The sequence below is a fragment of the Pseudoxanthomonas sp. SORGH_AS_0997 genome, from assembly GCF_031453535.1.
In the GTDB taxonomy this organism is placed as follows: domain Bacteria; phylum Pseudomonadota; class Gammaproteobacteria; order Xanthomonadales; family Xanthomonadaceae; genus Pseudoxanthomonas_A; species Pseudoxanthomonas_A winnipegensis.
Window position 1 is genome coordinate 89,043 of sequence record NZ_JAVIZI010000001.1, and the last position, 23,664, is coordinate 112,706.

A 23,664-nucleotide genomic window follows, 5' to 3' on the forward strand; every position below is an offset into this window, starting at 1 on the left:
ATCAGCGACGCGCGCTAGCGTTCGAGCAGCCGCGCGTCAGCCCAGGCGATCACCGGCGGCAGGGCGCCTGCGGAGGTGTCCTGCGCCTCGGCCACCAGCTCCAGGGTGCGCACGCCGTCGATCGGCAGGTCGAGCGTGGCCGCCTGATGCGCGCCCAGCGGCGCGGTGGCGTGCAGCAGCCGGCCGTCGCCGTAGACGCGGAACACGACACGGTCTCGCACCGGCGCCGTGTCGTCCTGCGGTCCGACCCGCGCGCGGAAGCGCACGAAATCTCCGCGCGTGGCGACTTCCAGGCGCGAGTTGGCGTGGGCGCCGATGCCATATGGAGAGGCCCTGCCGGCCACGCGCAGCGTCGCGCCGTCGGGGGTGAGGTCGGCGCGGGGCGTGCCGGCCGGCTGGTCGAACCGCGTGCTGTAGAGCGGCAGGCCATCGGCGGCCACATGGACGCGCGCGGTCAGCTCGCTGAGCAGGGCGCCGCCGGCCTGCACCGGCGTGCCGCTGACCTTGAGCAGCACGACCTCGCGTGGGGCGAGCGCGAACCGCAGGCTGCCGCGCGTCTGCGTCAGATCCTTGCGCTGCCACAGATCGCGCGCGCTGAAGCCGGCCTCGGCCAGCTTCATCTGCGCCGGCGTGACCTGCGCCGTGGCCGGCGCATCGCCGCGGTTGAACAGCAGCACCGCGCGTTCGCCGCGTGCCGCCAGCGGCTTGACCAGCAGCTGCAGCCCATCGGTATCGGAGACCAGCACGGCCTGGTTGCCGGCCGGGTCCTGGTCGATCGCGATCACCTCGGGATTGGACAGCAGATCGATCAGCGGCTGCGGCGCGCTGCGCAGATCGAAGCCCAGCAGCAGCGGCGCCGACAGCATCGCCCACAGCGAGAAATGCGTGCGCGCCTGCGCCAGATGCTGTGCGTCGAACTCGCCCAGCCCGATCGCCAGCATGTCCGGGTCGTTCCAGCGGCCGGGGCCGGCGTAGAGCTCGCGCCGCGAGGCCGAGTCGAAGTTGTGCAGCATGCTGGCCCAGGTGGGCTCGATATCCGGACTGGTGCGCCACAGGTTGCCGTGCGCGCCGCCCCAGTCGCGCACGCCGGCCTCGCCCCAGGGGCAGATCGACAGCACGAAATCGTCGTCCGCATTGAGGTCGGCCAGCAGCCGCCCGATGCGGGCGTAGCGCGTCTCCACCGCGTCGGCATCGGTGCGCTGCGCGTCGCCGCGCACGATCAGCGCCCGCAGCGGGCGATGGCCGCTCTGCCGCACCGGCTCGCTGTCGGCGCCGAAGTCCGCCAGCCCGCAGGCATCGACCTTGAGGTAATCGAAGCCCCAGTCCTGGAACATCGTCTTCAGGTCCGAGGCCTCGAGGCCCTGCAGCCCGATCTCGCGCTGCGCCACGCTGCCGACCGGCAGGTTGGGGCTGCGCCGGTCGAAGGCCTGCGAGCACGCGTTGCGGCCGGCATCGGTATACAGCCCGGCCTTGAAGCCGCGTGCGTGCAGCAGGTCGGTCCAGGCGCGGAAGCCGGTGCCGCCGTCGGCCTGCCTGGCGATGGGGAACATGCTCGTGCGGATTTCGATGCGCCCTTGCGCGTCGCGCCGCAGCCACCAGCCATCGTCGAGGTTGACGTAGCGATAGCCGGCCTGCTGCAGGCCGCGCTGCTGCAGGGCGTCGACCACCGACAGGATCCGCGCCTGATCGACCTCGGTGCGGAACGCGTTCCAGGGGTTGAAGCCCATCGGCGGCGTGGCCGCCGCGCCGTGCCCGTAGACGCTGAAGCGCCCGCTCGGCTGCAGCGCATCGCTGGGCTGGCCGGCCGCGGCGGGCAAGGCGCACAGCGCGAGCAGGGAGGCCAGCAGCCGTCGATTCATCGCTTCATTCCTTCTGCGGGGCCGGCGGACTGCGGCGGGGCGGTTAGCGCGGGCCGGTGCCGGCCAGCTGCAGCGCGTAGAGCGCCGCGCCGTAGTGCGGGGGATGGATCGGCGTGCGCAGGACGAAGTCCGCGCTCGATCGGGCCAGCGCCGTCTGGAACGGCTGCATCAGCAGCGCGCCGGCACTGAAGGCGCCGCCGGAGTAGGACAGCGGCACCGGCTCGCCCGGTTCGAAGCCGAGCAGCGCGCGCAGCGCCTGCGCGATCCCCGCCAGTTCCTCGCCGGCCTGCTGGTAGATGCCGATCGCCACCGCATCGCCCGCGTCGGCGGCCTGCGCCACCTGCACGGACAGGCGGGCGATGTCGCCGCGCGTGCCGACGCCCTCGCCATAGACATGCGCGCACAGGTCCAGGTCGTCGTCCAGGTCGAAGTGCGCGCGCAGGATCGCGTGCAGGGGCCCGCGCGGCAGGCGGCCATCGCTCATGCGCGAGAAGGCGTTGAGCCCCTGCGTGGCGATCCAGTGGGCCGACCCTTCGTCGCCGAACGCCTCGCCCCAGCCTCCTGCGCGCGCCGCGGCCGCGCCGCGCCGTCCATAGCCCATCGAGCCGGTGCCCGCGATGATGTTGATGCCATCGGCGCAGGCCAGCGAGCCGGCCCAGCCGCACACCATGTCGTTGTCGCAGGCGTAGCGCTGGTGCCCCAGCACCTGGCCGGGGATGAGGTCCAGCGCGGCGGTGGCGCGGCGGTCCTCGCCATAGGCCGGCAGGCCGAAAAACGCCTGCGCGATGTCCTCGCGGCCGCGCTGCAGCGGCGCCAGCACGGTGGCGATGCCTTCCTCCAGGATGCGGCGCACGCCGTCCAGCCCGACCTGCGGGTGGTAGGCGGTGCCCAGCTGGGTCTGCGCCAGCAGCGTGCCGGCGGCATCGATCAGCGCGAAGCGCGTCTTGGTGCCGCCGCCATCGACGCCCAGATACAGCGCGTGTCCAGGCATCGGGCTCAGGATTCCAGCGCGTACAGCCGCACGCCCTGCACGACGCGGTTGACGATGCCGGCCGGGTTGGGATTGTCCGGTGTGACGCCGCGCACGCGCGCGTGCAGGAAGGCGTAGATCTGCGCGGCGGCCACGTAGGGCCACAGCAGGTCCACGTCGGCGGCCTGGGCCAGGCCGGGCACGGCCAGCGTGTCGGCATCGTCGCTGCGCGGCCGGGCGGAGATCTCGATCACGCGCGCGGCCACGCCATCGCGGCGCAGCTCGTCGATCAGGTCGTGGTCGTAGCGGCGGGTGTAGGGATCGTTCGACACGAACACCACCACCAGGGTCTTGGCGGTGACGAAGGTCTTGGGCCCATGGCGGAAGCCCAGCGGCGAGTCGTAGCAGGTCGCCACCGCGCCATTGGTCAGCTCGCCCAGCTTGAGGGTGGCCTCGCGCGCCAGGCCCTGGAACAGCCCGCTGCCCAGGTACACGACGCGGTCGTGGCGGGCATTGGCCAGGGCCTGCAGCAGCGGCAGCGCGTCCTGGATCACCGCCTCGGTCGCCTGCGCGATCGGCGCGATGCGCGCATCCAGTGCGCCGGCCGGCAGCAGCGCGGCCAGGGCGGGCGTACATCATGCAACTGAAGGAGGAGGTCATGGCGAAGCTGGTGTCGTGCGTCTCTTCCGGCAGCGTCACGGTCATCGCCTGCCTGACCGGCGCGGTGGCCAGCTTGCCCTGCGCGTTGCAGGTCACCACCAGATGGCGCACGTCGCGCACCAGCGATTCGGTCAGCTCGACCGCGGCGATGCTCTCCGGGCTGTTGCCCGAGCGGCCGAAGGAGATCAGCAGCAGCGGTTGCGCCGGGTCCAGATACAGCTGCGGCGCGCACACCAGATCGGTGGTCGGCACCGCGTCCACGCGCGCGGCCAGCGCACGGTCCAGCAGCGGCGCCAGGCACTGGCCGATATAGGCCGAGGTGCCCGCACCGGTGAGGATCACGCGCGCGGCCGGGTCGTTGGCGATCGGCGCGGCGAAGGCCTGCAGCTGCGCATGCAGGTCGGCGATCAGCGCATGGGTGCGGCGCAGCAGCCGTGGCTGCTGGGCGATCTCGCGCGCGGTCCAGATGGCGTGGCTGTCCTCCAGCTCGGCCTCGGGCACGCCGAGGAGCTCAGGAACGGTCTTGGTCATGGCATGCATGGTGATACTCATCGAGAACGGCACTGACGTGGGCCATGGCCAGGGACTGCGGGTCGAGCGTCGCGGTTCCGGTGCGGAGGGCGTGCAATGCGTGGGGAAGGAACTGGCTGACCAGCGAGATCGGCGGCGGGTCGCGCCGCAGGTTGTCGAACAGCTGCAGGCGCGCCTGTTCGATGCGCGCATCCGGCCAGTAGTAGCGGATGCGGTCGGACAGGCTGTACTGCAGGTCGATCTCCAGCGCGTGGCCCTGGCCATGGTAGTAGCGGCGCCAGTGGCCGGATTCGGCGTGCAGGCGCTGCAGCACCACCTCGCGCAGGCGCGCCTGCCGGGTCGGCTCGATCCACTCGCGCTCGATCGCATCCAGCGCCCACAGCGCCTCGCGCAGGGCGAAGGTCAGGCCCGGGCCCACCTTGAGGATGGCGAAGTGATCGCGCACCAGCGCGGCCAGCGCATCGCGGGTCTGGTAGTCGGTGGAGTGCGCCTCGAACACCATGTTGGGCACGGTGGTGATCGACCGGCTCAGCGCCACGGCCTTGTCGGGCGCGTAGTCGATGACGCTGTGGTGGTCGAACTCCACGCCCGGCTGCACGACCGAGGCGACCACGCGCTGCCAGGCGGCCTCCAGGCCGGCCTCGACGAAGGCGACGCGGTGGGCCTCGATGGTGGCCAGCGCCGCTTCCGGCGTGGTCACGGCCAGGCCCTCGATGGCCTCGGTGGCGCCGCCGGGGACCGGGACCTCGGTACCGATCACGTAGACCGGCGCCTCGCCGCCGGCCTGCTGCCAGGCGGCCTCGGCCGCGCGCGCCAGCCGCACGGCGCGCTGCACGATCTGCGCCTCCGGCAGCGGCTCGGCATCGCCCGCGCAGGCCATCGAGCAGTCCAGGTGGATCTTGCGGAAACCCGCCGCGACGTAGGCGGCGACCATCACCTCGGCCTTGTCCATCGCGGCCGACGCTTCCAGCGTCGTCCAGGGGTTCGGCCCCAGGTGATCGCCGCCCAGCGCGATGCGCGAGGCATCGAAACCCAGGCGCCGGGCGATGCCGTGCACGAAGGCGACGAAGTCGGCCGGCGTCATGCCGGTATAGCCGCCGTCCTGGTTGACCTGGTTGCAGGTCGCCTCGAACAGCACCAGGTCCTGTCCGGTGCGCTGGGCGTGATGCAGCGCGGCTTCGATGACGAGCGGATGCGCCGAGCAGATCGAGGTCACGCCGACGGCGTGGCCCGAGGTGTGGCGTGCGATGAGGTCGAGCAGAACTTGCACGGGGGAATGATCCGGATCAGGAAAGAGGAGCGTCGGCCGGGCGCTCGGGTTCGAGCACCAGCAGCAGCGAGGCGATCAGGGCCAGCACCAGGCCGGCGGCCTTGAGCGGGCCGGGCACCACGCCGGCGAACAGCAGCGCCAGCGCGGCGGTGACCAGGGGCGCGCCGGCATTGCTCAAGGGCGCGACCACCATCGCCTTGCCGTAGCGGAAGGCGAACACCAGGGTCAGCGCGCCGATGGCGTTGAGCACCTGGATGCCGGCGGCCAGCCACGGGCCGGTCAGGCCGGTGTTGATCGGCTGGTCGAAGTCGGTCATCCACAGTGCGACCGGGGCCAGCAGCAGCGCGCCGAGGGTCATGTAGGCGAAGATGCTGTCGGCGCGCACGCTGTCGTTGGCCAGCTTCATGAAGAACGCCTGCACGCCCCAGGCCAGCATGATCAGCAGCGACTGCACGAACCAGCCCAGCCCCCCGCCCGCACCGCGGCCGAAGGACAGGTCCAGCATCGGCAGCGCGACCAGCGCCAGCACGATGCCCAGCGTGCCCTGCCAGCCGGTGCGCTCGCGCAGCAGCACGAAGGACAGCGCGATGGTCACCACCGGCGAGAGCGAGATGATCGGGAACACGAAGTACGCCGGCCCGATGGTCAGCGTATGGAACAGCAGCATCTGCCCGCCCGCGCCGAGCAGGCCGATGGTCAGGCCGTAGACCACGGCCCTGGGCGAGCGCTCCAGCTGCCAGCCGCCGCGCCACAGGATGTAGAGCGCCGGCGGCAGCATGGTCAGCGCCCACACCACATAGACCAGCGTATCGGGGAACCCGTGCGCGGCCGACAGCGGCGACAGCGCGCCCCATACGCCCCACAGCACGACGGTGACCAGCGCATAGGCCAGCCAGGGGCGCCGACGCGGCGCGCTCGCGGTAAGCGTGGCGCTCATGCGGCGGTCTCCGGCGTGGCCTGCAGGAACAGGAAGCGCTCGAACGACGCAGGCAGCCTCGCCGTCGGCCCCTGGACCACGCCCAGCTCGCGTGCGTTGAACAGGTCGCGCACCTTCCAGCGGCCCGCGGCCAGCCCGCGCAGTTCCACCTGCCCGTCGAAGCGCGGCGCGTAGAAGGTGTAGTACTGCGCCCCGTCCTTGGCGATGACGTGGGTCTCGGGCCGGTCGAAGCCGATGTCGTAGAGCGTGCCCAGGTACTCGCCCTTGGGCAGCATGTGCGCCTTGTACAGGTCGACCCACTTGCGCCACAGCGCCTCGCGCTCGGGCGTCAGCACGAAGCCGCCCGGCGGCAGCGGCTCGGCCGGATGCTCGGTGTCCCTGGGCCAGGTGAACTTGGTGGAGATCACCGCGCCGATGCCGACGGTGGAGGCGAAGTCGTCGCGCTGGTCCGACAGCTCCACATGGTCGCCGGCATAGCTGCTGCGATGGCCCATCAGCGCCTTGATCGACTTGCCCTTGCTGCGCACCTGCCAGGAGGACAGCGGATCGGAGGCCGGGTACTGGTCGGTGGCCGGCAGGTTGTGGAAGGCGAACGCGGTCCCGCACGGACACAGTTCGACCACCGCCTCGGGATTGGCCTCGTGCGCGGCGTGGTAGATCGCCTGCCAGAACCTGGCCAGGCCTTCGACCGAGTCCTCCGGCCGGGCGTGGCGGTGCGCCGGGTTGTAGCAGGGCGCCACCGCATTGAGGTGCTGGCCGTCCAGCTTGATGCCCTCGAAACCCCAGTCGCCGATGATCTTCTTCACCAGCGCCACGTAGAAGTCGATCACCGGTTGGTAGGCCGGGCACTGGGTCAGCGCGTTCCACCAGGTCACGGTCTGGAAGGCGCCGGTCTTGTCCAGCAGCAGCATGTCGACGTGGTCGTGCAGCACATCGCTGCCCGGATCGGCGGCCAGCGGCGCCAGCCACAGGCGCGGGCGCATGCCGTGCTGGCGCACCTGCGCGGTGAAGGCGCGCATGTCCGCATCGCCGCGCGGGAACTTCTTCAGGTCGATCTTCCAGTCGCCCTCGTTGGTCTGCCAGCCGTCGTCCAGCACCGCCCATTCGAAACCCAGCGCCTGCGCCTTGGGCAGCGTGTCGACGATCTGCTTGACGGTGAAGTCGCGCTCGTAGCCCCAGGCGCACCAGATCGGCGCGAAGGCCGAGTCCGGCGGACGCGGGCCTTCGATGCCCTCGGCCGCCATGAACTGCCGGTACTGCTGCAGCGGTGCGTAGAAGTCGCCGCGATGCACGGCCAGGAAGGTGCGCTCGGTGACCAGCTCGGCGCCGGGCGCCAGGGTGACCGGCTGCTGGCCCTCGATGGCGATTGAGGCGCCGGCCGCGGTGCGCTTGACCGGCATGGCCAGCGGCCGCGGCACCGGTTCGACATGGCCGACCGCCAGGCCGACATCGCGGCGCCACAGGTTGGCCACCGGCGTGCCGCCGCCGTAGTCGGAGGAATCCATCGCCAGGCTGTTGCGCTGGTCGAAGTCCTCGCCCAGCGGCTGCACCCAGTCGCGGCGATCGGTATGGGTGGACCCGGAGAAGCTCCAGAAGCCGCCCGGCGCCTTGCGCAGCGCGTGGGCGCTGCTGCGCCAGCCGGTCACGCTCAGCGGCGTATCGCCCAGGTTGCGGTAGCGCACCTGCAGCAGGGCCAGGCCGGGCAGGGCCTCGAACCAGCTCACGGCGACCTGCTTCTCCACGCCCTGCGTGGCGCGGCCGGTGAACACCACCTGCCGGCCACGGCCATGACGCGGATCGTCCAGGTCGTGGGCCTGCTGGCCGCTCAGGCTGAAATCGCCGATCTGATCGCCGTCCAGCAGCAGGACCTCGCTGGGCTGCCAGTCGGTCAGCGGCTTGCCCCAGGCCGACAGGCGCGTATGCATGCGCTGGTCGAAGGCGATGCCCAGCACCGCATCGCCCGCCTGCGAACCGGTGGCCGGTGCGGCAGCCGCGGCGCGCGCCCAGGGCAGGGTGCTCCAGGTCATGCCGCCGGCCACGCTGCCAGCGATGAACTTCAGGGCGGTGCGGCGTCCAATCGGGGGCATGTGGGCTGATCCGGTGGCGATGCCAGGCATTCTGCGTGCGCAGGGCGCGTTGATGCAAGCGTTTTGTTGCGATATGGTTCCAATAAGTTTCGTTTGATTACCGGAAGAGGGCGTGCGATGCGTTGGAAGCAGCAGGGGCTCTTCATCGGTGTGGCGGTGCTGGGGTTGGCGGCCTGCTCGCCCTCGATGCAGCCCGCGGTGTCCGCGCCCGCCGAGGCTGGCGCCGCGCCGCCGTCGACCTACGCCATGGACGACTACGCCAGGGTGCGCAAGTTCGATGCGCATGTGCATGCCAACGGGACCGATCCGGTGTTCCTGCAGTTGGCGCGGTCGGACAACTTCGAACTGCTGTCGATCAACGTCGACTACCCGGACTTCCCCACGCTCGAGGCGCAGCATCGCGTCGCCCTGGCGCTGGCCCGGGAAGAGCCGCAGCGCTTCCATTGGGCGGCGTCCTTCACGATGAAGGGCTTCGGCACGCCGGGCTGGCTGGCGCGCACCAACCAGGGCCTGGACGCGGCGGTGTCCGAAGGCGCGCGCGCGGTGAAGGTGTGGAAGAACATCGGCATGGTCGAGCGCAACGCCAGGGGCGAGCTGATCACGCTCGACGACCCGGGCCTGTCGCCGGTGGCCGATCACGTCCAGTCCCTCGGCGTACCGCTGATCGCGCACCAGGCCGAGCCGTACAACTGCTGGCTGCCGCTGGACCAGATGACCACCGACAACGACCGCGAGTACTTCGCGCACCATCCGGACTACTACATGTATCTGCATCCGGAGATGCCCTCGCACGAGACGCTGGTGGCGGCGCGCGACCGCTTCGTCGCCGCGCACCCGCGGCTGCGCTTCGTGGGCGCGCACATGGCCAGCCTGGAATACGACGTGGACGTGCTGGCCAAGTTCCTCGACACCCATCCCAACGCCACGGTCGATCTGGCGGCGCGCATGAGCCAGGTGCAGTACCAGTCGCTGCGCGACCCGGCCAAGGTGCGCGACTTCTTCGTCCGCTACCAGGACCGGCTGCTGTACGGCACCGACCTGACCCAGGCGCCCGATGCCGACCCGGCCGCCTTCCGCGCCGAGGCGCACGCGATGTGGACTTCGGACTGGAAGTACCTGGCGACGGGCGAATCCCAGCGCATCGACATGCTCAAGGCCGACGTGCCGGGTCTGGCGCTGCCGCGCGCGGTGATCGACAGGATCTACTACGCCAATGCGCTGCGTGAGTTCGGTTTGGAGCGGCAGGTGGCCGCCAGGTAGTCCGAAGGCCGCGTGGCGCTGGCTAGGGGTGGCGGGTTCACCGGGAGACCTTCATCTCCGCCATGGCCCCCCTGTAGAGCGGAGCTCGCTCCGCTGGGGCTTTCCCATGAGCCGTCCGCCGGGGCTTTCCCACGAACCGCCCGCGGGGGGGGGGGGGCTTTACCACGAACCGAACGCAGAGCAGCGGAGCGAGCTCCGCTCTACAGCTGGGCGTTTGAGGGGCCAGTGGCTCCCCCCTGATCCGTGGTCAGGCGCGCACGACTTCGACGCCGAGGGCCTGGCAGGCGCTGGTGATGTCGTCCGGCGCGCCGGTGTCGGTGATCAGCGCGTTGAGCCCGGACACCGGGATGATCCGGTGCAGGCAGACCTTGCCGAACTTGGAGCTGTCGGTGATCGCCACCACCATGCGCGCGGCCTCGACCATCTTGCGGTTGAGCATGGCCTCGGGCTCGTAGTGGGTGGTGATGCCGCGTTCCAGGTCGAGCCCATCCACGCCCAGGAACAGCTTGTCCACGTGCAGGGCGTCCAGCGCCTCGACGGTCAGGCCGCCGTAGAAGGCCATGTTCTTGCGGCGCAGCTCGCCGCCCAGCATCACGATGTTGATGTTGGACTTGGGCGCCAGCGAGGACAGCACGCCGAAGTCGTTGGTGACCACGGTGATCTCGATGTCCGGCAGCGCCTCAGCCAGCTGGATCGCAGTGGTGCCCGAGTCGATGGCGATGGTGTCGCCGGCCTGCACCAGCGCGGCGGCGCGCGCGCCGATGCGGCGCTTTTCGTCCAGGTGGGCGGTGCGTTTCGTTTCGTAAGGCGGTTCGGTGGCGGTGTGGCCGACCACGTTGCTGTCGATCGCGCCGCCATAGGCGCGCGCCATGACGCCGCGTTCCTCCAGGTAGCGCAGGTCCTTGCGGACGGTCTGCATGCTCACGCCGAACCGCTTCGCCAGCGCGGTGACCTGGACGCTGCCGTACTGGCGCACGAGCTCGCTGATCTGCAGGCGGCGCTGGCTGGTGTCGCGGGTGACGGGCGGCATGGAGACTCCTGGGGCAAACGCTCCAGAGTATACGGGCATTTCGTTAAATTTCGCTATTGATACAAAACGAAACATCATTTAGGCTCGGTTTCGTTGCTTCATCAGCCAGGCCCCCACCAGCCTTCCTCTCCAGGAGATCGCCGTGAACGCCGTCCCTCTGCAGCGCCGCCGTCTGTGTCATGGAATCGCCCTCGCCCTGTTGGTGCCGGCTACCGCCTGGTCCCAGGAGACCACCCCGGCGCCTGGACCGCAGGTCCAGCAGGAGGCCGCGCCGGCCGATGCGCAGGACGCCACCGATCTGCAGACCGTCCAGGTCAAGGGCGTGCGCGCCGCGCTGACCCGCTCCAACGATCTCAAGCGCGACGCGTCCACGGTGCAGGACTCGATCACCGCGCTGGAGCTGGGCAAGTTCCCGGACAACAACGTCGCCGATTCGCTCAGCCACATCACCGGCGTGTCGATCAGCCGCACCGCCGGCGGCGAGGGCCAGAAGGTCAGCGTGCGCGGCCTGGGGCCGGAGTACACCCTGACCACGTTCAACGGCCGCATCCTGGCCACCGACGGCGAAGGCCGCGACTTCGCCTACGACGTGCTGCCGGCCGACGTGATCAGCGGCGCCGACGTGATCAAGGGCGCCGAGGCCGCCAACACCGAGGGCGCGATCGGCGGCCTGGTGAATCTGCGCTCGGCCAGCCCGTTCGACCAGCCGGGCCAGCACGGCGTGGTGCGCATCGAGGGCGACCGCAACCAGATGTCCGACCTCAACGGGCACAAGTTCTCCGGCGTCTACAGCAACACCTTCGCCGACGACACCATGGGCGTAATCCTGGGCGTGGTCTCGGCGCGCCGCAAGGACCGCACCGACACCGCCGGCAACGACGGCGGCTGGACCCGCAACCCCGATCCGAACGATCCCTCCTGGGGCGGCAACGCCTGGGGCGGCAACATCGATCTCAACAACAACGGCGAGCTGGATCCGGACGAGTACGGCCTGATCGCGCCGGGCCAGTTCCGCGTCGGCTCGATCCTGGAGAACAAGAAGCGCACCGCCTTCTCCGGCAAGTTCGAATGGCGGCCCAGCGACAGCTTCAGGCTGACCGTCGACGGGCTGAAGACCAAGCTCGACTCGCCGCAGGTCGGTTACCAGCAGTCCTATTACCCGCTGTTCTCGCCCGGCCGCTGGTCCAATGTGACCGTGCAGAACGGCATCGTCACCGGCCTGACCCTGGACAATCCCGATCCGGAGCTGCGCCTCAATCCCGAACTGCTCAACAAGACCGAGTACCGCGTGGTCGATACCGCGCTCTACGGCGCCAACGCGCAGTGGAAGGTCACCGACGACTTCACCGTGACCGGCGATGTCTACCGCTCCACCTCGCGTCGTCATTCCGGCGGCCAGGACAGCTATGTGGTGCTGCGCCTCAACCAGCCCAACACCACCACCATCTCGCTCAATCCCTCCGGCATCCCCAATGTCACTACCTCGCTGACCGATGGTCGCGACTGGGCCAGCGGGCTGGCCAAGGGCGAGTTCGGCCCCAACGACTTCATCACCCACTACAACGAACTGGCCGGCGACAACATCGAGGACCGCATCACCGGCGGCACGGTCGGCGGCGACCTGTTCGTCGGCGCCGGGCATGTGGACCATCTGAAGTTCGGCGTGAGCCTGACCGATCGCCGCAAGTCGCGCGACCTGATCACCAACACGCTCACCGGCGGCGCCGACTACTATTCCGGCGACAACGCGATCAACGTCGGCGCGCTGGGCGGCGATCTGCTCTCGGTGTACTCGCTGCCCAACTTCATGAGCGGGGTGAAGTCGCGCTTCCCGCGCAGCTTTATCGCCTTCGACGTGCCGGCCTACGAGGCCGCGCTGGCTGCGTACAAGGGCACGCGCGCCGATGGCAGCGCCTACGACTACAGCAACGCCGCGCCGGCGTGGAATCCGCTGGAGAGCTACCGCGTCAGCGAGAAGACCGCCTCGTTCTATGTGCAGGCCGACCTGTCCGGCGATCGCTGGGATGGCAACGTGGGCGTGCGCGTGGTTTCGACCAACACCACCTCCCAGGCCTGGGACGCCAAGATCACCAGCATCACCGAGAACGGGGCGTTCAACTACACCGCGACCTACGCCGATCCCACCAGCATCAGCCAGAAGGGCAGCTATACCTATGTGCTGCCGGCGGCCAACTTCGTCTGGCACTTCAGCGACGACCTGCAGCTGCGCCTGGGCGCGGCCAAGACCATGGCGCGGCCCTCGGTGGAGCAGCTGGCGCCGACCAGCACCACGCAGAGCGTGTCCTGGGGCGAGTTCACCCAGGTCTACGGCGGCAACGTCGACCTGAAGCCCTATAGCGCCAAGCAGGGCGACGCCTCGCTGGAGTGGTACTTCTCAGAGCACTCCATCGCCAACCTGGCGGTGTTCTACAAGCGCATCGACAACCAGATCACCACCAGCTGGGAGACCGGCCAGGACATCGGCGTGGGCGGCATCACCGATGCCAGCGGCAATGTGGTCTCGCCGGGCCCGACGCTGTTCAACGTCATGCGCCCGATCAACGGCGATTACGCCAAGGTGCACGGCATCGAGGCGGGCCTGCAGCACTTCTGGGACAACGGCCTGGGCTTCCGCGCGCAGTACACGCGCAACTGGTCCGAGAGCTGGGTCGATGGCGAGAAGCGTCCGCTGGAGGGCATCGCGCCGTCGGTCTACTCGGTCAGCCTGATGTACGAGAAGGGTCCGTGGGACCTGGGCGTGACCGCCGACCACACCGACGGCTTCGTCAGTGCGGTCAACGTGCTGGGCGCCGGCTACAACGAGAAGGCCGATCCGATCACCTGGATGACCGCGCACATCACCTACAACATCAACGACATGTTCACCGTCTCGCTGGAAGGCAACAACCTGCTCGACGAGGAGCAGACCACCAGCATCAACGGCAATCCGCTGCTGCTCAACAGCTACTACCGCTACGGCCGCAGCCTGACCCTGGGCCTGACGATGCGGTTCTGATCGCCGCGCGCTTTGCCTCACGGAAAAGGCCTCGCGAGAGGCCTTTTCTGTTGGTGTCCTCCCTGTAGAGCGGAGCTCGCTCCGCTGGGGCTTTCCCCACGAACCGAATGGAGAGCAGCGGAGCAAGCTCCGCTCTACAAGGGGGGCGCGACGTCATCGGAAGAAGGAGTTGCTCCCACAGAGGCGTGACGCGCTGTTCCAGCCAAGCGTCCATCAGTTGGGGCTGGCGAACCGAGGCGCGGCGCCCGGCCCGGTCGAGGCTGGGCGGCGAAACGGGCTTTTCGCACCCGCTCACTGCATCGATCGGTTCGCGCCTCGCACGTCGGCGAGGCATCTCTCCAGTTGCGTTGCGCGTGCCGCGCTAACCGCGCGTGCGCTCGGTCGTGCGGGCGCCGGGCTTCCACTGCTTCTGCAGCATCTGCAGGAAGCGCTCGGCCATCGGCGAGAGCGCCGCGTTGTTCCGGCGCACGATGCCGATGGTGCGCGAGACCACCGGGCTGTCGATCGGGCGCGTGACCAGGGTGGGGTGGTCGCCCTGCGGCGTGGCCATGCGCGGCAGCACCGACACGCCGATGCCGGCCTCGACCATGCCCAGCGAGGTCGACAGGTGGGTGACCTCGTAGAACCAGCGCAGCTTCAGGTTCTCGCGTGCGAGCGCGCCGTCGAGCAGGGTGCGGTTGCCGCTGGTGCGGTGCACGGTGATCAGCTGGTGCTTCTCCAGGTCGCTCCAGGCGATCTTGCGCTTCTTCGCCAGCGGGTGATCGCGCCGGCAGGCGAGCACGAAGGGATCCTCCACCAGCACCTCGAAGCTCAGATTGGGATCGGAGGCGCCCATGAAGTTGATGCCGAACTCGACCTCGCCGCGCTCCACCGCCTGCAGGCCCTCGGTGGCCGGCACGTCCAGGATGCGGAAGCGCACGTTGGGATGCTCGGCATGGAAGCGCGCCATCACGCTGGGCAGGAAGTAGAACGCCGCGGTGGGCAGGCAGGCGATGGTGATCTGGCGGCCGACGTGATCGCCGCGCTGGGCGAACAGCGAGCCGTCGAACTCCTCCAGCATGCGACGCACCAGCGGCAGCAGGTTCTCGCCCACGGCCGTGGTGGAGACGCTGCGCGTGGTGCGCTCGAGCAGCGGCGAGCCGATCGCCTGCTCGAGTTTCTGGATGCGCCGGCTCAGCGCGGGCTGTGAGACGTGCAGGGTCTCGGCCGCGCGGTGGAAGCTGCGCGACTCGGCCACCAGCAGGAAGGCGCGCAGGTCCAGGATCTCGCAATTCATGCTCATATCGGATCAATCCACCGAAAAATAGCAATTCACAGATCAATCGTGGCCATGCCAGGATCGCATCACACCGGATCATTAATCCGGAACTGGTATGAATCTACCACGCCCATGTCCAACGACCTGCTCAGCGTTCCCTGTGTTCTGATGCGCGGCGGCACCTCAAAGGGGCCGTTCTTCCTCGCCTCGGACCTGCCTGCCGATGCGGCCGAGCGCGACCGCCTGCTGCTGGAGGTGATGGGTTCGGGCCATCCGCTGCAGATCGACGGCATCGGCGGCGGCAACGCGCTGACCAGCAAGGTCGCGATCATCGATCGCGCCAGCCGCGCCGACGCCGATGTCGATTACCTGTTCGCCCAGGTGCGCGTGGACCAGCGCGTGGTCGATACCGCGCCCAACTGCGGCAACATGCTGGCGGCGGTGGGGCCGTATGCGATCGAGCGCGGCCTGGTGCCGGCGCGGCATCCGCGCACCCAGGTGCGCATCCACAACGTCAACACCGGCAAGGTGATCGTGGCCACGGTGGAGACGCCCAATGGCCAGGTGGCCTACCTGGGCGATACCCGCATCGCCGGCGCGCCCGGCACCGCCGCGCCGATCTCGCTGGCCTTCCTGGATGCCGCCGGCGCGCGCACCGGCAAGCTGCTGCCGAGCGGGCGCGCCAGCGAATGGATCGACGAGGTCGAGGTGAGCCTGGTCGACTGCGCCATGCCGCTGGTGCTGATCCGCGCCGAGGCGCTGGGCCTGCGCGGCGACGAGACGCCGGCCCGCCTCAACGCCGATGCCGCGCTGCTGGCGCGGATCGAGTCCATCCGCGTCGAGGCAGGGCGACGCATGGGCATCGCCGACGCCGCCGATCGCGTGATTCCCAAGCCGGTGCTGCTTGCTGCGCCGCAGCACGGCGGCCACCTGCAGGTCCGCTACTTCATGCCGCATCAGTGCCACACCGCGCTGGCCATCACCGGTGCGGTGGGGCTGGCCACGGCGGTGGTCACCGAGAGCACGCTGGCCCACACCATGGTGGGATATCTGCCGCTGCCGACCACGATTACCCTTGAGCATCCCAGTGGCAGCCTGGCCGTCGGGCTCAGCCGCGCCGCGGGGAGCGATGCGGTCGTCGCCAGCGTCGTGCGGACCGCGCGGCGCCTGTTCGAAGGCCGCGTGTTCGCCCCCTCGCCACGTACCTCCGTCGCTGCCGAATGGACCTCAGCGGCATGACCTGATTCGCCGGGTCCGACCCGGTCCACGTTTCGCATCGCATACATCCTGGGAGGGATCGATGTACAAGCCACTCATGGCGGCCACCCTGGTCGCCGCCGCCCTCGTCCTGTCCGCCTGCGGCAAGGACGCCAGCCACGCCTCCGGCGCCGCGCCGGGCGCCGACGATGCGCCGGTGCGCATCAGCGTCGGCTCCTACAATCTCAACAACCTGCCGTTCTTCGTGGCCGATGCCCAGGGCTACTTCAAGGACGAGGGCCTCCAGGTCAAGACCGAGAACTTCGCCCAGGGCGGCTCGAAGGTGCTGCAGGCGCTGGTCGCCGGTTCGACCGATGTGGCGGTGGGCTTCTACGACCACACCATCCAGATGCAGGCCAAGCGCAAGGACGTCACTGCCTTCATCCTGCTCTCGCGCAATTCGGGCCTGGTGCTGGCCGGGCGCAACGACGGCACCTTCGATCCGGCCAGGCCGCAGACGATCCAGGGCATGAAGGTCGGCATCACCGCGCCGGGTTCCTCGTCGGACTTCTTCGTCCGCCACTACCTGGCGCGCAACAAGATTCCCGAGACGGCCGTGTCGCTGATCGGCGTGGGCTCCGGCGCCGCCGCGGTGGCCGCGCTGGAACAGGGCAAGGTCGACCTGCTGGTCAACTACGATCCGGCCGCTACGCTGATCGCCGAACGCAAGGTCGGCAAGATCCTGATCGATGCGCGCAGCGACGCCGGCGCGCGCCAGGTCTACGGCGGGCTGTATCCGACCTCGGTGCTGTACGCGCAGTCGGCGTTCCTGCAGCAGCGGCCGCAGGCGGTGGAGAAGATCGTGCGGGCCGAGCAGCGCGCGCTGGCCTTCATCGCCGATCACAGCGGCGAGCAGATCGTGGCCGCGCTGCCGGACAGCTACGTCTCCGGCGACCGCGCGACCTACGCCAAGGCGGTGGAGAACGCGCGCGCCATCTTCACCCGCGACGGGCGCTTCGTGCCCGAGGACCTGACCACGCCGCTGGCCGTGCTGAGCGAGTTCAACGACGGCGTGGCCCAGGCCAAGGTGGACCTGTCCAAGACCTATACCAACGCGTTCGTCGATCGTGCCCTGGCCGCCGGAGGTGGCGCATCGGCCACCGCCGCGGCCAGGCAATAACCGGAGGATTCCCTGATGGCGCTCAACGCCAGTGTGCGCAGCCTCAATGGCGCACCCCAGTTCCATCCCGCCGAGACCATGGTCGCCATCGACAAGGTGACCATGTCCTTCGGCGACTTCACCGCGGTGCGCGAGGTCGACCTGCAGGTGGGCAACGGCGAGTTCGTCGCCATCGTCGGGCCGACCGGCTGCGGCAAGAGCACGGTGCTCAACGCGGTGGCCGGCTTGCTGACGCCGGCCAGCGGCGGCATCACGATCGATGGCGTGCCGGTCAAGGGCGTGCAGAAGTCGGTGGGCTACCTGTTCCAGCAGGACGCGCTGCTGCCGTGGAAGACCGCGCTGCAGAACGTCGAACTCGGCCTGCGCTTCCGCGGCATGGCGGCCAGGGAGCGCGAGGAGCGTGCGCGCGCCTGGCTGGCCAAGGTGGGCCTGTCCGGCTTCGAGCATCGGTATCCGCACCAGCTCTCCGGTGGCCAGCGCAAGCGCGTGCAGATGGCGCAGGCGCTGATCGTCGAGCCCAAGGTGATCCTGATGGACGAGCCGTTCTCCGCGCTCGACATCCACACCCGCCACCTGATGCAGAACGAACTACTGCGGCTGTGGCAGGAAGACCGCCGCTCGGTCGTGCTGATCACCCACGACCTTGAAGAAGCCATCGCGCTGGGCGACCGCGTGGTGGTGCTCTCGGCGGGGCCGGCCAGCCGCGTGGTGCGCAGCTTCGATGTCGACCTGGAGCGCCCGCGCAACGTGGCCGAGATCAAGCTGGATCAACGATTCACCGACCTGTACCGCGACATCTGGGCCTGCCTGCGCGGCGAAGTGGAGAAGAGCTATGCACGCCAAGACTGACAAACTGATCCAGATCGTCCTGATCGTCGTGCTGTTCGGCGGCTGGGAAGCCGGCGTGGCCAGCGGGCTGATCGATCCGTTCTTCTTCCCGGCGCCGTCGGGCATCGCGCGGCAGATGTGGACCTGGCTGTCGGACACCTCGTTCTACCAGCACGTCTACATCACCCTGACCGAGACCGCGCTGGGCTATCTGATCGGCACCGCGCTGGGCGTGGCCGGCGGCGTGTGGCTGGGGCTGAGCCGGCGGTCGGCGCGGATCCTGGACCCGTTCATCAAGGGCTTCAACGCGATCCCGCGCGTGGTGCTGGCGCCGATCTTCGTGCTGTGGCTGGGCCTGGGGCTGTGGTCGAAGGTGGCGCTGGCGGTGACGCTGGTGTTCTTCACCACCTTCTTCAACGCGATGCAGGGCGTGCGCGAGGTCAATCCCACCGTGCTGGCCAATGCGCGCATCCTCGGCGCGGGGCGCGGCGATCTGTTGCGGCATGTGTACTTCCCGGCGGCGGCCAGCTGGATCCTGTCCTCGCTGCGCACCTCGGTGGGCTTTGCGGTGGTCGGCGCGATCATCGGCGAGTATCTGGGCGCCTCGGCGGGCCTGGGCTATCTGATCGCGCAGGCCGAAGGCAACTTCAACGCGGTCGGCGTGTTCGCCGGCATCATCATCCTGGCCGCCTTCGTGCTGATCATCGATGCCTTGCTCGACATCGTCGAGAACCGCGTGATCACCTGGCGTCCCAACGCCCAGCAGGGCGCGACCAGCTGATCGCACGCGTCACGGTGCCGGCGTTCTAGCCGGCACCGCGCTGGACCCATCCCCCGCACCATCCCCGTGTGGCCGCCGACGCGCCTGCGTCGCCGTGCCCGAGAGAGAGCTTCCCCATGATGCGAATCCACGTGCTGCCCAAGGCAGCGCTGACGGTGGCGATCGGCCTGTTGCTGACCACCGGCCAGGCCGGCGCGCAGGCGCTGAGCCAGGCAGAACTGACCCGCCTGGTGCAGGCGCAGGCCCTGAAGATCGAGCAGCTGGAGGCGCGCCTGAAGGCGGTCGAAGGCGGCGGCAGCACGAGCACCGCGGCGGCCGCGCCGGCGCCGGCCGCGGCGGACCCCGCGCTGGAGGCGCGCGTGGCCAAGGTCGAGGCCGCCCAGGCCAAGGCGCCCAAGGTGAGCTGGTCCAAGGGCGCGCCGCAATTCTCCAACGCCGATGGCAGCTTCACCTTCCGGCCGCGCGGTCGGTTGTTCGTGGACGCCTCCAGCACGGGCGGCTCGGACTTCGCCGACCGCAACATCTCCGGCACCGAGATCCGCTCGGTGCGCCTTGGCGCCGAAGGCAGCTACGGGCGCCTGGGCTATGTGGTGGAAGGCGACTTCGCCGACAACGAGGTGGCCTGGAAATCGGTCTATGCCAGCGTCGATCACCGCCTGTTCGGCACCCAGGCCGAGCTGAGCATCGGCAACCGGCTCAACGACCGCGGCCTGGATGGTTCCAGCAGCACGACCAACACGCCGTTCGCCGATCGCAACGTGGTCGGCACGCTGATCCTGCCCCAGCGCGGCCTGTTCGGCGTGGGGCTGACCGAGCGGGTGTTCGGGCAGGGCTGGCACGCCAGCCTGTCGGTCGCGGGCAACGACCTCAACAATGCAGGCGAGGACAACGACAGCCTGACAGTGGCCGCGCGCGCGCACTGGAACCCGCTGCTGAGCGAGGCCGCCACGGTGCATCTGGGGGCGTGGGCGTTCCACGAGGACATTCCGGCCGGGGCCACCGGCGTGCTGCGCAGCTCGGCGATCTCGGGCCACTTCAACGATCTGGTCAAGATCGCGCCAGGCGCGCTGGCCGGTGCCGAGCGTGGCACGGCTTATGGCGTGGAAGCGGCCGGTTTCTTCGGGTCGGGCTGGGTGAGCGGCGAGTGGGGCACGCGCCGCATCGGCGGGGTGGGCAGTGCGGGCCGCTACGACGTGGATCATTCGGCCTGGACGGTGTCCGGCGGTGTGTTCCTGTTCGGGGCCAGCCCGGCCTATACGGCCAAGAGCGGCACCTGGGGCAAGGTCAAGGTGCAGGATCCGGTGACGTCGGGCGGGCGCGGGGCCTGGGAGCTGCGCGCGCGCTACGAGGATGTGGACTACGACGAGCTGCCCACGGGCGGCACAGGGCATGCCTGGACGGTGGGCACCAACTGGTATCTCAACGACTATGCGCGCGTCATGCTCGATGCGGTCTTCTGGCAGACCGACAACCGCAGCGGTGCCTATCGGGGGCAGGACGAGGGCTATACGTTCAACACGCGCTTCCAGGTGGCGTTCTGAGGCGGCGCGGGTTGCTCAGCGCGGCTTGCCGATCGGGGCGTAGCGGCCGCCGGTCAGGCGCAGCAGGTCGGCGGGGGCCAGTTCGACTTCCAGGCCGCGCCGTCCGGCGCTGACGTGCAGGCGGGGCAGGGCCTGTGCGCTGGCGTCGAGGAAGCTGCGCAGGCGCTTCTTCTGCGCCAGCGGGCTGATGCCGCCGACCAGGTAGCCGGTGGCGCGCTGCGCTTCGTCGACGCCGGCCATCTCGCAGCGCTTGCAGCCGGCGGCTTCCGCCAGGGCCTTGAGGTCGAGCTGCCCGGCCACGGGCACGATCGCCACCAGCAGTTCATGCGTTTCGCTGCTCGCCAGCAGGGTCTTGAACACCTGCGCGGGGTCCAGGCCCAGCTTCTCCACCGCCTCGCCGCCGTAGGAATCGGCCTTGGGATCGTGCGCGTAGCTGTGCACGGTGTGGGCGATCTTCTCGCGCTTGAGCAGGGCGATGGCGGGGGTCATGAGTGAATGTCGATGATGGTGCTGTTTTGAAGGGAACTCTTCTCTCTGCTGGAGATCGCGCTTGAGCGTCCAGGCTCCGGAAGGGCAGCGGTCCGGCGGGCGGTGGCCGCTTATCCCTCAATCAGGGCATCCTGCCCTGACTTAATGCGCTCGGCCTCCTGCCTCGCTCGTCGCAGCCACCGCGCACCGGCCCGCTGCCTCGCGCGTCAGGCAGACGACTTCGGGTCGATAAGCGTTCTGGCTGGTTCGCGGAGCTTGGCCGTGACGGGTCGAGCGTGGATGTGCATGCGGTCAGGGGCAAATAACTTGGAGCCGCCAACGAATCCTCTATCGTCGCTCCCGCGGCGCGCGTGTCGGCCTCTGCCTCATGTGCCGCGTGCATAGCCTGCTTCCCGCTGTGCGCGGAGCGCCATCACGACTACGGTGTCGGTCACGTCCACATAGCGATACAACGCCAAGTACCCACGCGAGCCGCGGCCGATCACCAGTTCGCGGTTGTCTCCATGGGCCGGGCGGCCGATCAGGGGATTGCCTGTCAGCACGTCCAACGCGCTGACGATGTCCTCGGCCCTGTCTCCAGCGTGCTCGCTCTCGTGGTCGCGCAAGTAAGCGGCAATCCGCTCCAGATCCTCGATCACGCCGGGGCCGAGGCGAATACGCGTCACCTCAGTCTTCCAGCTTGCGCGCCACCGGCCGCTTCGCGGGCTTTCCTGCGACCCGGGCCCTGAAGTACGCGCGCGCCTCTTCCCAAGGGATGGTTTCACCCGTCTCCAGAAACTCGGCCCAGCGCTGATCGGCCTCCGCCAGGAAGTCCGCGCGCCGTTCCGCCTGGTCGGTCTTCTCGGCGATGGCTTCCAGGATGAAGTTGTGCGACGTGGTGCCCGCGGCTTCGGCCGCTTTCGCGATGCGGGCCTTGAGTGCGTCCGGCAGGCGGATGGTCGTGGTGCTCATGAGAGGGCTTCAGGCGGTGACCTTGCAGCAATGTAGCACAGGCGTGCTACAGGCGACCCAGTCCGGGCGATCACGCTGCCCAGCCGCCAAATGCGAACGGGCGCCTCGCGGCGCCCGTTCGTGATCACGCGATGTGACCGCTGCGTCGATCAATAGCGGTAGTGGTCCGGCTTGTACGGGCCTTCCACCGGCACGCCGAGGTAATCGGCCTGCTGCGCGGTGAGCTTGGTCAGCTTCACGCCGATCTTGTCCAGGTGCAGGCGCGCGACTTCCTCGTCCAGCTGCTTGGGCAGGCGGTAGACCGTCTTCTCATACACGTCCTTGTTGGCCCACAGGTCGATCTGCGCCAGGGTCTGGTTGGCGAAGCTGTTGGACATCACGAAGCTCGGATGGCCGGTGGCGCAGCCCAGGTTGACCAGGCGGCCTTCGGCCAGCAGGAAGATGCTGTTGCCGTTGGCGAAGGTGAACTTGTCCACCTGCGGCTTGATGTTGGTCTTCACCGCGCCCGAGGCGTACAGCGCATCGACCTGGATCTCGTTGTCGAAGTGGCCGATGTTGCACACGATGGCCTGGTCCTTCATCGCCTTCATATGTTCCAGGGTGATGATGTCCTTGTTGCCGGTGGTGGTGACGTAGATGTCGGCCTGACCCAGGGTGTCTTCGACGGTGTTGACCTCGAAGCCTTCCATCGCCGCCTGCAGGGCGCAGATCGGGTCGATCTCGGTGACGATCACGCGGGCGCCGTAGGCGCGCAGCGAATGCGCCGAGCCCTTGCCCACATCGCCGTAGCCGCAGACCACGGCGACCTTGCCGGCCAGCATCACGTCCATCGCGCGCTTCAGGCCATCGGCCAGCGACTCGCGGCAGCCATAGAGGTTGTCGAACTTGGACTTGGTGACCGAGTCGTTGACGTTGATCGCCGGCACCAGCAGCTTGCCGGCCTCGGCGATCTGGTAGAGGCGGTGCACGCCGGTGGTGGTCTCCTCGGACACGCCCTTCCAGTCGGCGACCACGCGCGTCCAGTAGCCCGGGCGCTCGCTGGCCACGCGCTTGAGCAGGTTCTTGATCACCTGCTCCTCGTGCGAGGAGGCCGGCTCGTCGACCCACTTGCTGCCGTTCTCCAGCTCGTAGCCCTTATGGATCAGCAGGGTCACGTCGCCGCCGTCGTCCACCACCAGCTCCGGGCCGGTCAGGGTGCCGTCGGGCAGGGTGAAGGTCAGCGCGTCCAGCGTGCAGTCCCAGTATTCCTCCAGCGTCTCGCCCTTCCAGGCGAACACCGGCGTACCGGTCGCGGCGATCGCGGCGGCGGCGTGGTCCTGGGTCGAGAAGATGTTGCACGAGGCCCAGCGCACGTCCGCGCCGATGTCCTTGAGCGTCTCGATCAGCACCGCGGTCTGGATGGTCATGTGCAGCGAACCGGTCACGCGCACGCCCTTGAGCGGTGCGGTGGCCTGGTACTTGCGGCGGATCGACATCAGGCCCGGCATCTCGTGCTCGGCGATGTCCAGTTCCTTGCGGCCCCAGTCGGCCAGGGAGATGTCGGCGACCTTGTAGTCGCCTTCGGTCGAGAAGGTCTTCAGTTGCGCATTCATGGAGTTGCTCCGGTCAAGGGCGGGCGTGGAAAGCTCGCGGTTGCCGGGCGCCGTTGCACAGGTGGATCGCCGAGCCTGGCCCGTGGCGCGTGCATGGCACGGCTTGGGTCGCAGCGCCCCTCGGCGAAGCCGGCAGTATATCGCCGTGCGTCGCGGCGGCGATGAACACGGCCGCCTTTGCAGTAGGCTTGGCGTCCCTCCACGATCGGCATCTGGCGCGACCGCGA

The 23,664-nt window shown here is 69.1% G+C and carries 19 protein-coding genes, 1 pseudogene and 1 riboswitch; of the genes and pseudogenes, 7 read left to right on the plus strand and 13 right to left on the minus strand.

Translation table 11 applies throughout. The features are described 5' to 3' along the window. Positions 1-14 precede the first annotated feature (14 nt). The 7 genes and pseudogenes from QE438_RS00355 to QE438_RS00385 form a co-directional block, all read right to left on the minus strand. The gene (locus QE438_RS00355) at positions 15-1,859 is read right to left on the minus strand and encodes an NPCBM/NEW2 domain-containing protein (protein WP_306993297.1); all 1,845 of its coding nucleotides are present in this window, start codon (positions 1,857-1,859) and stop codon (positions 15-17) included. 43 nt (positions 1,860-1,902) lie between these two features. Beyond that, on the minus strand, positions 1,903-2,850 hold the full coding sequence (locus QE438_RS00360) for a BadF/BadG/BcrA/BcrD ATPase family protein (protein WP_306993295.1): 948 nt from the start codon (positions 2,848-2,850) through the stop codon (positions 1,903-1,905). Between the two features lie 5 nt (positions 2,851-2,855). Further along, positions 2,856-3,383 (minus strand): SIS domain-containing protein, encoded by a 528-nt coding sequence (locus QE438_RS00365; RefSeq protein ID WP_309736112.1) that lies wholly within the window; start codon positions 3,381-3,383, stop codon positions 2,856-2,858. 139 nt (positions 3,384-3,522) lie between these two features. Then, a pseudogene (locus QE438_RS00370) lies at positions 3,523-4,041 on the minus strand (SIS domain-containing protein); the annotation flags it as partial. Beyond that, positions 4,001-5,290 (minus strand): D-tagatose-bisphosphate aldolase, class II, non-catalytic subunit, encoded by a 1,290-nt coding sequence (locus QE438_RS00375; protein ID WP_306993292.1) that lies wholly within the window; start codon positions 5,288-5,290, stop codon positions 4,001-4,003. The gene QE438_RS00375 and the pseudogene QE438_RS00370, both read right to left, overlap by 41 nt. Before the next feature lie 16 nt (positions 5,291-5,306). Beyond that, positions 5,307-6,227: a DMT family transporter gene (locus tag QE438_RS00380; protein ID WP_306993290.1), complete on the minus strand. Its 921-nt coding sequence runs from the start codon at positions 6,225-6,227 to the stop codon at positions 5,307-5,309. After that, positions 6,224-8,314 carry a glycoside hydrolase family 36 protein gene (locus tag QE438_RS00385; protein ID WP_306993288.1) on the minus strand — a complete coding sequence of 697 codons (2,091 nt, stop codon included), beginning with the start codon at positions 8,312-8,314 and terminating at the stop codon, positions 6,224-6,226. The genes QE438_RS00380 and QE438_RS00385 overlap by 4 nt, the downstream gene beginning before the upstream one ends. A gap of 117 nt (positions 8,315-8,431) precedes the next feature. On the opposite strand from QE438_RS00385, the gene QE438_RS00390 reads away from it, so the two are divergent. Next, the gene (locus QE438_RS00390) at positions 8,432-9,574 is read left to right on the plus strand and encodes an amidohydrolase family protein (protein ID WP_306993286.1); all 1,143 of its coding nucleotides are present in this window, start codon (positions 8,432-8,434) and stop codon (positions 9,572-9,574) included. A 247-nt stretch (positions 9,575-9,821) separates the two neighbouring features. Here the strand turns inward: QE438_RS00390 and agaR are convergent, their stop codons facing one another. Beyond that, a complete protein-coding gene (agaR, locus tag QE438_RS00395) occupies positions 9,822-10,604 on the minus strand; it encodes a transcriptional repressor AgaR (protein ID WP_306993284.1) in 783 nt (260 codons plus the stop codon). A 142-nt stretch (positions 10,605-10,746) separates the two neighbouring features. Between agaR and QE438_RS00400 the strand changes: the two genes are divergently transcribed. After that, entirely contained in the window at positions 10,747-13,620 is a 2,874-nt protein-coding gene (locus QE438_RS00400) for a TonB-dependent receptor (RefSeq protein WP_306993282.1), read from the plus strand. Positions 13,621-13,981: 361 nt separating this feature from the next. Here the strand turns inward: QE438_RS00400 and QE438_RS00405 are convergent, their stop codons facing one another. Beyond that, entirely contained in the window at positions 13,982-14,902 is a 921-nt protein-coding gene (locus QE438_RS00405; protein WP_130523353.1) for a LysR family transcriptional regulator, read from the minus strand. A gap of 108 nt (positions 14,903-15,010) precedes the next feature. Between QE438_RS00405 and QE438_RS00410 the strand changes: the two genes are divergently transcribed. The 5 genes from QE438_RS00410 to QE438_RS00430 all read left to right on the plus strand — a co-directional run bounded on the left by QE438_RS00410 (position 15,011) and on the right by QE438_RS00430 (position 20,405). Further along, positions 15,011-16,117: a 4-oxalomesaconate tautomerase gene (locus tag QE438_RS00410; protein ID WP_306993280.1), complete on the plus strand. Its 1,107-nt coding sequence runs from the start codon at positions 15,011-15,013 to the stop codon at positions 16,115-16,117. A 61-nt stretch (positions 16,118-16,178) separates the two neighbouring features. After that, positions 16,179-17,255, plus strand: coding sequence for an ABC transporter substrate-binding protein (locus QE438_RS00415; protein ID WP_130515788.1), 1,077 nt, complete (start codon positions 16,179-16,181; stop codon positions 17,253-17,255). Between the two features lie 15 nt (positions 17,256-17,270). After that, positions 17,271-18,104 (plus strand): ABC transporter ATP-binding protein, encoded by an 834-nt coding sequence (locus QE438_RS00420; RefSeq protein WP_306993278.1) that lies wholly within the window; start codon positions 17,271-17,273, stop codon positions 18,102-18,104. Further along, complete coding sequence (locus QE438_RS00425; protein ID WP_130515792.1) at positions 18,088-18,864, plus strand: ABC transporter permease; 777 nt, start codon at positions 18,088-18,090, stop codon at positions 18,862-18,864. The genes QE438_RS00420 and QE438_RS00425 overlap by 17 nt, the downstream gene beginning before the upstream one ends. Before the next feature lie 116 nt (positions 18,865-18,980). After that, complete coding sequence (locus QE438_RS00430; RefSeq protein ID WP_306993276.1) at positions 18,981-20,405, plus strand: porin; 1,425 nt, start codon at positions 18,981-18,983, stop codon at positions 20,403-20,405. A gap of 15 nt (positions 20,406-20,420) precedes the next feature. Here the strand turns inward: QE438_RS00430 and ybaK are convergent, their stop codons facing one another. From ybaK to ahcY, 4 genes are all read right to left on the minus strand, one after another. Continuing rightward, positions 20,421-20,894 (minus strand): Cys-tRNA(Pro) deacylase, encoded by a 474-nt coding sequence (gene ybaK, locus QE438_RS00435; protein WP_130515794.1) that lies wholly within the window; start codon positions 20,892-20,894, stop codon positions 20,421-20,423. A 365-nt stretch (positions 20,895-21,259) separates the two neighbouring features. Beyond that, complete coding sequence (locus tag QE438_RS00440) at positions 21,260-21,559, minus strand: type II toxin-antitoxin system RelE/ParE family toxin (RefSeq protein WP_306993273.1); 300 nt, start codon at positions 21,557-21,559, stop codon at positions 21,260-21,262. 1 nt (position 21,560) lies between these two features. Then, the gene (locus QE438_RS00445; RefSeq protein ID WP_130533591.1) at positions 21,561-21,845 is read right to left on the minus strand and encodes a DUF1778 domain-containing protein; all 285 of its coding nucleotides are present in this window, start codon (positions 21,843-21,845) and stop codon (positions 21,561-21,563) included. A gap of 149 nt (positions 21,846-21,994) precedes the next feature. After that, positions 21,995-23,437 carry an adenosylhomocysteinase gene (gene ahcY, locus QE438_RS00450; RefSeq protein ID WP_130515798.1) on the minus strand — a complete coding sequence of 481 codons (1,443 nt, stop codon included), beginning with the start codon at positions 23,435-23,437 and terminating at the stop codon, positions 21,995-21,997. Between the two features lie 38 nt (positions 23,438-23,475). Further along, positions 23,476-23,565: riboswitch (S-adenosyl-L-homocysteine riboswitch) on the minus strand. Positions 23,566-23,664 lie beyond the last annotated feature (99 nt).

Coding starts and splice junctions, on each gene's coding strand:
- QE438_RS00355 (WP_306993297.1), bottom strand. CDS start 1,859: ATGAATCGACGGCTGCTGGCCTCCCTGCTCGCGCTGTGCGCCTTGCCC.
- QE438_RS00360 (WP_306993295.1), bottom strand. CDS start 2,850: ATGCCTGGACACGCGCTGTATCTGGGCGTCGATGGCGGCGGCACCAAG.
- QE438_RS00380 (WP_306993290.1), bottom strand. CDS start 6,227: ATGAGCGCCACGCTTACCGCGAGCGCGCCGCGTCGGCGCCCCTGGCTG.
- QE438_RS00385 (WP_306993288.1), bottom strand. CDS start 8,314: ATGCCCCCGATTGGACGCCGCACCGCCCTGAAGTTCATCGCTGGCAGC.
- QE438_RS00390 (WP_306993286.1), top strand. CDS start 8,432: ATGCGTTGGAAGCAGCAGGGGCTCTTCATCGGTGTGGCGGTGCTGGGG.
- agaR (WP_306993284.1), bottom strand. CDS start 10,604: ATGCCGCCCGTCACCCGCGACACCAGCCAGCGCCGCCTGCAGATCAGC.
- QE438_RS00405 (WP_130523353.1), bottom strand. CDS start 14,902: ATGAGCATGAATTGCGAGATCCTGGACCTGCGCGCCTTCCTGCTGGTG.
- QE438_RS00410 (WP_306993280.1), top strand. CDS start 15,011: ATGTCCAACGACCTGCTCAGCGTTCCCTGTGTTCTGATGCGCGGCGGC.
- QE438_RS00415 (WP_130515788.1), top strand. CDS start 16,179: ATGTACAAGCCACTCATGGCGGCCACCCTGGTCGCCGCCGCCCTCGTC.
- QE438_RS00420 (WP_306993278.1), top strand. CDS start 17,271: ATGGCGCTCAACGCCAGTGTGCGCAGCCTCAATGGCGCACCCCAGTTC.
- QE438_RS00425 (WP_130515792.1), top strand. CDS start 18,088: ATGCACGCCAAGACTGACAAACTGATCCAGATCGTCCTGATCGTCGTG.
- QE438_RS00430 (WP_306993276.1), top strand. CDS start 18,981: ATGATGCGAATCCACGTGCTGCCCAAGGCAGCGCTGACGGTGGCGATC.
- ybaK (WP_130515794.1), bottom strand. CDS start 20,894: ATGACCCCCGCCATCGCCCTGCTCAAGCGCGAGAAGATCGCCCACACC.
- QE438_RS00445 (WP_130533591.1), bottom strand. CDS start 21,845: ATGAGCACCACGACCATCCGCCTGCCGGACGCACTCAAGGCCCGCATC.
- ahcY (WP_130515798.1), bottom strand. CDS start 23,437: ATGAATGCGCAACTGAAGACCTTCTCGACCGAAGGCGACTACAAGGTC.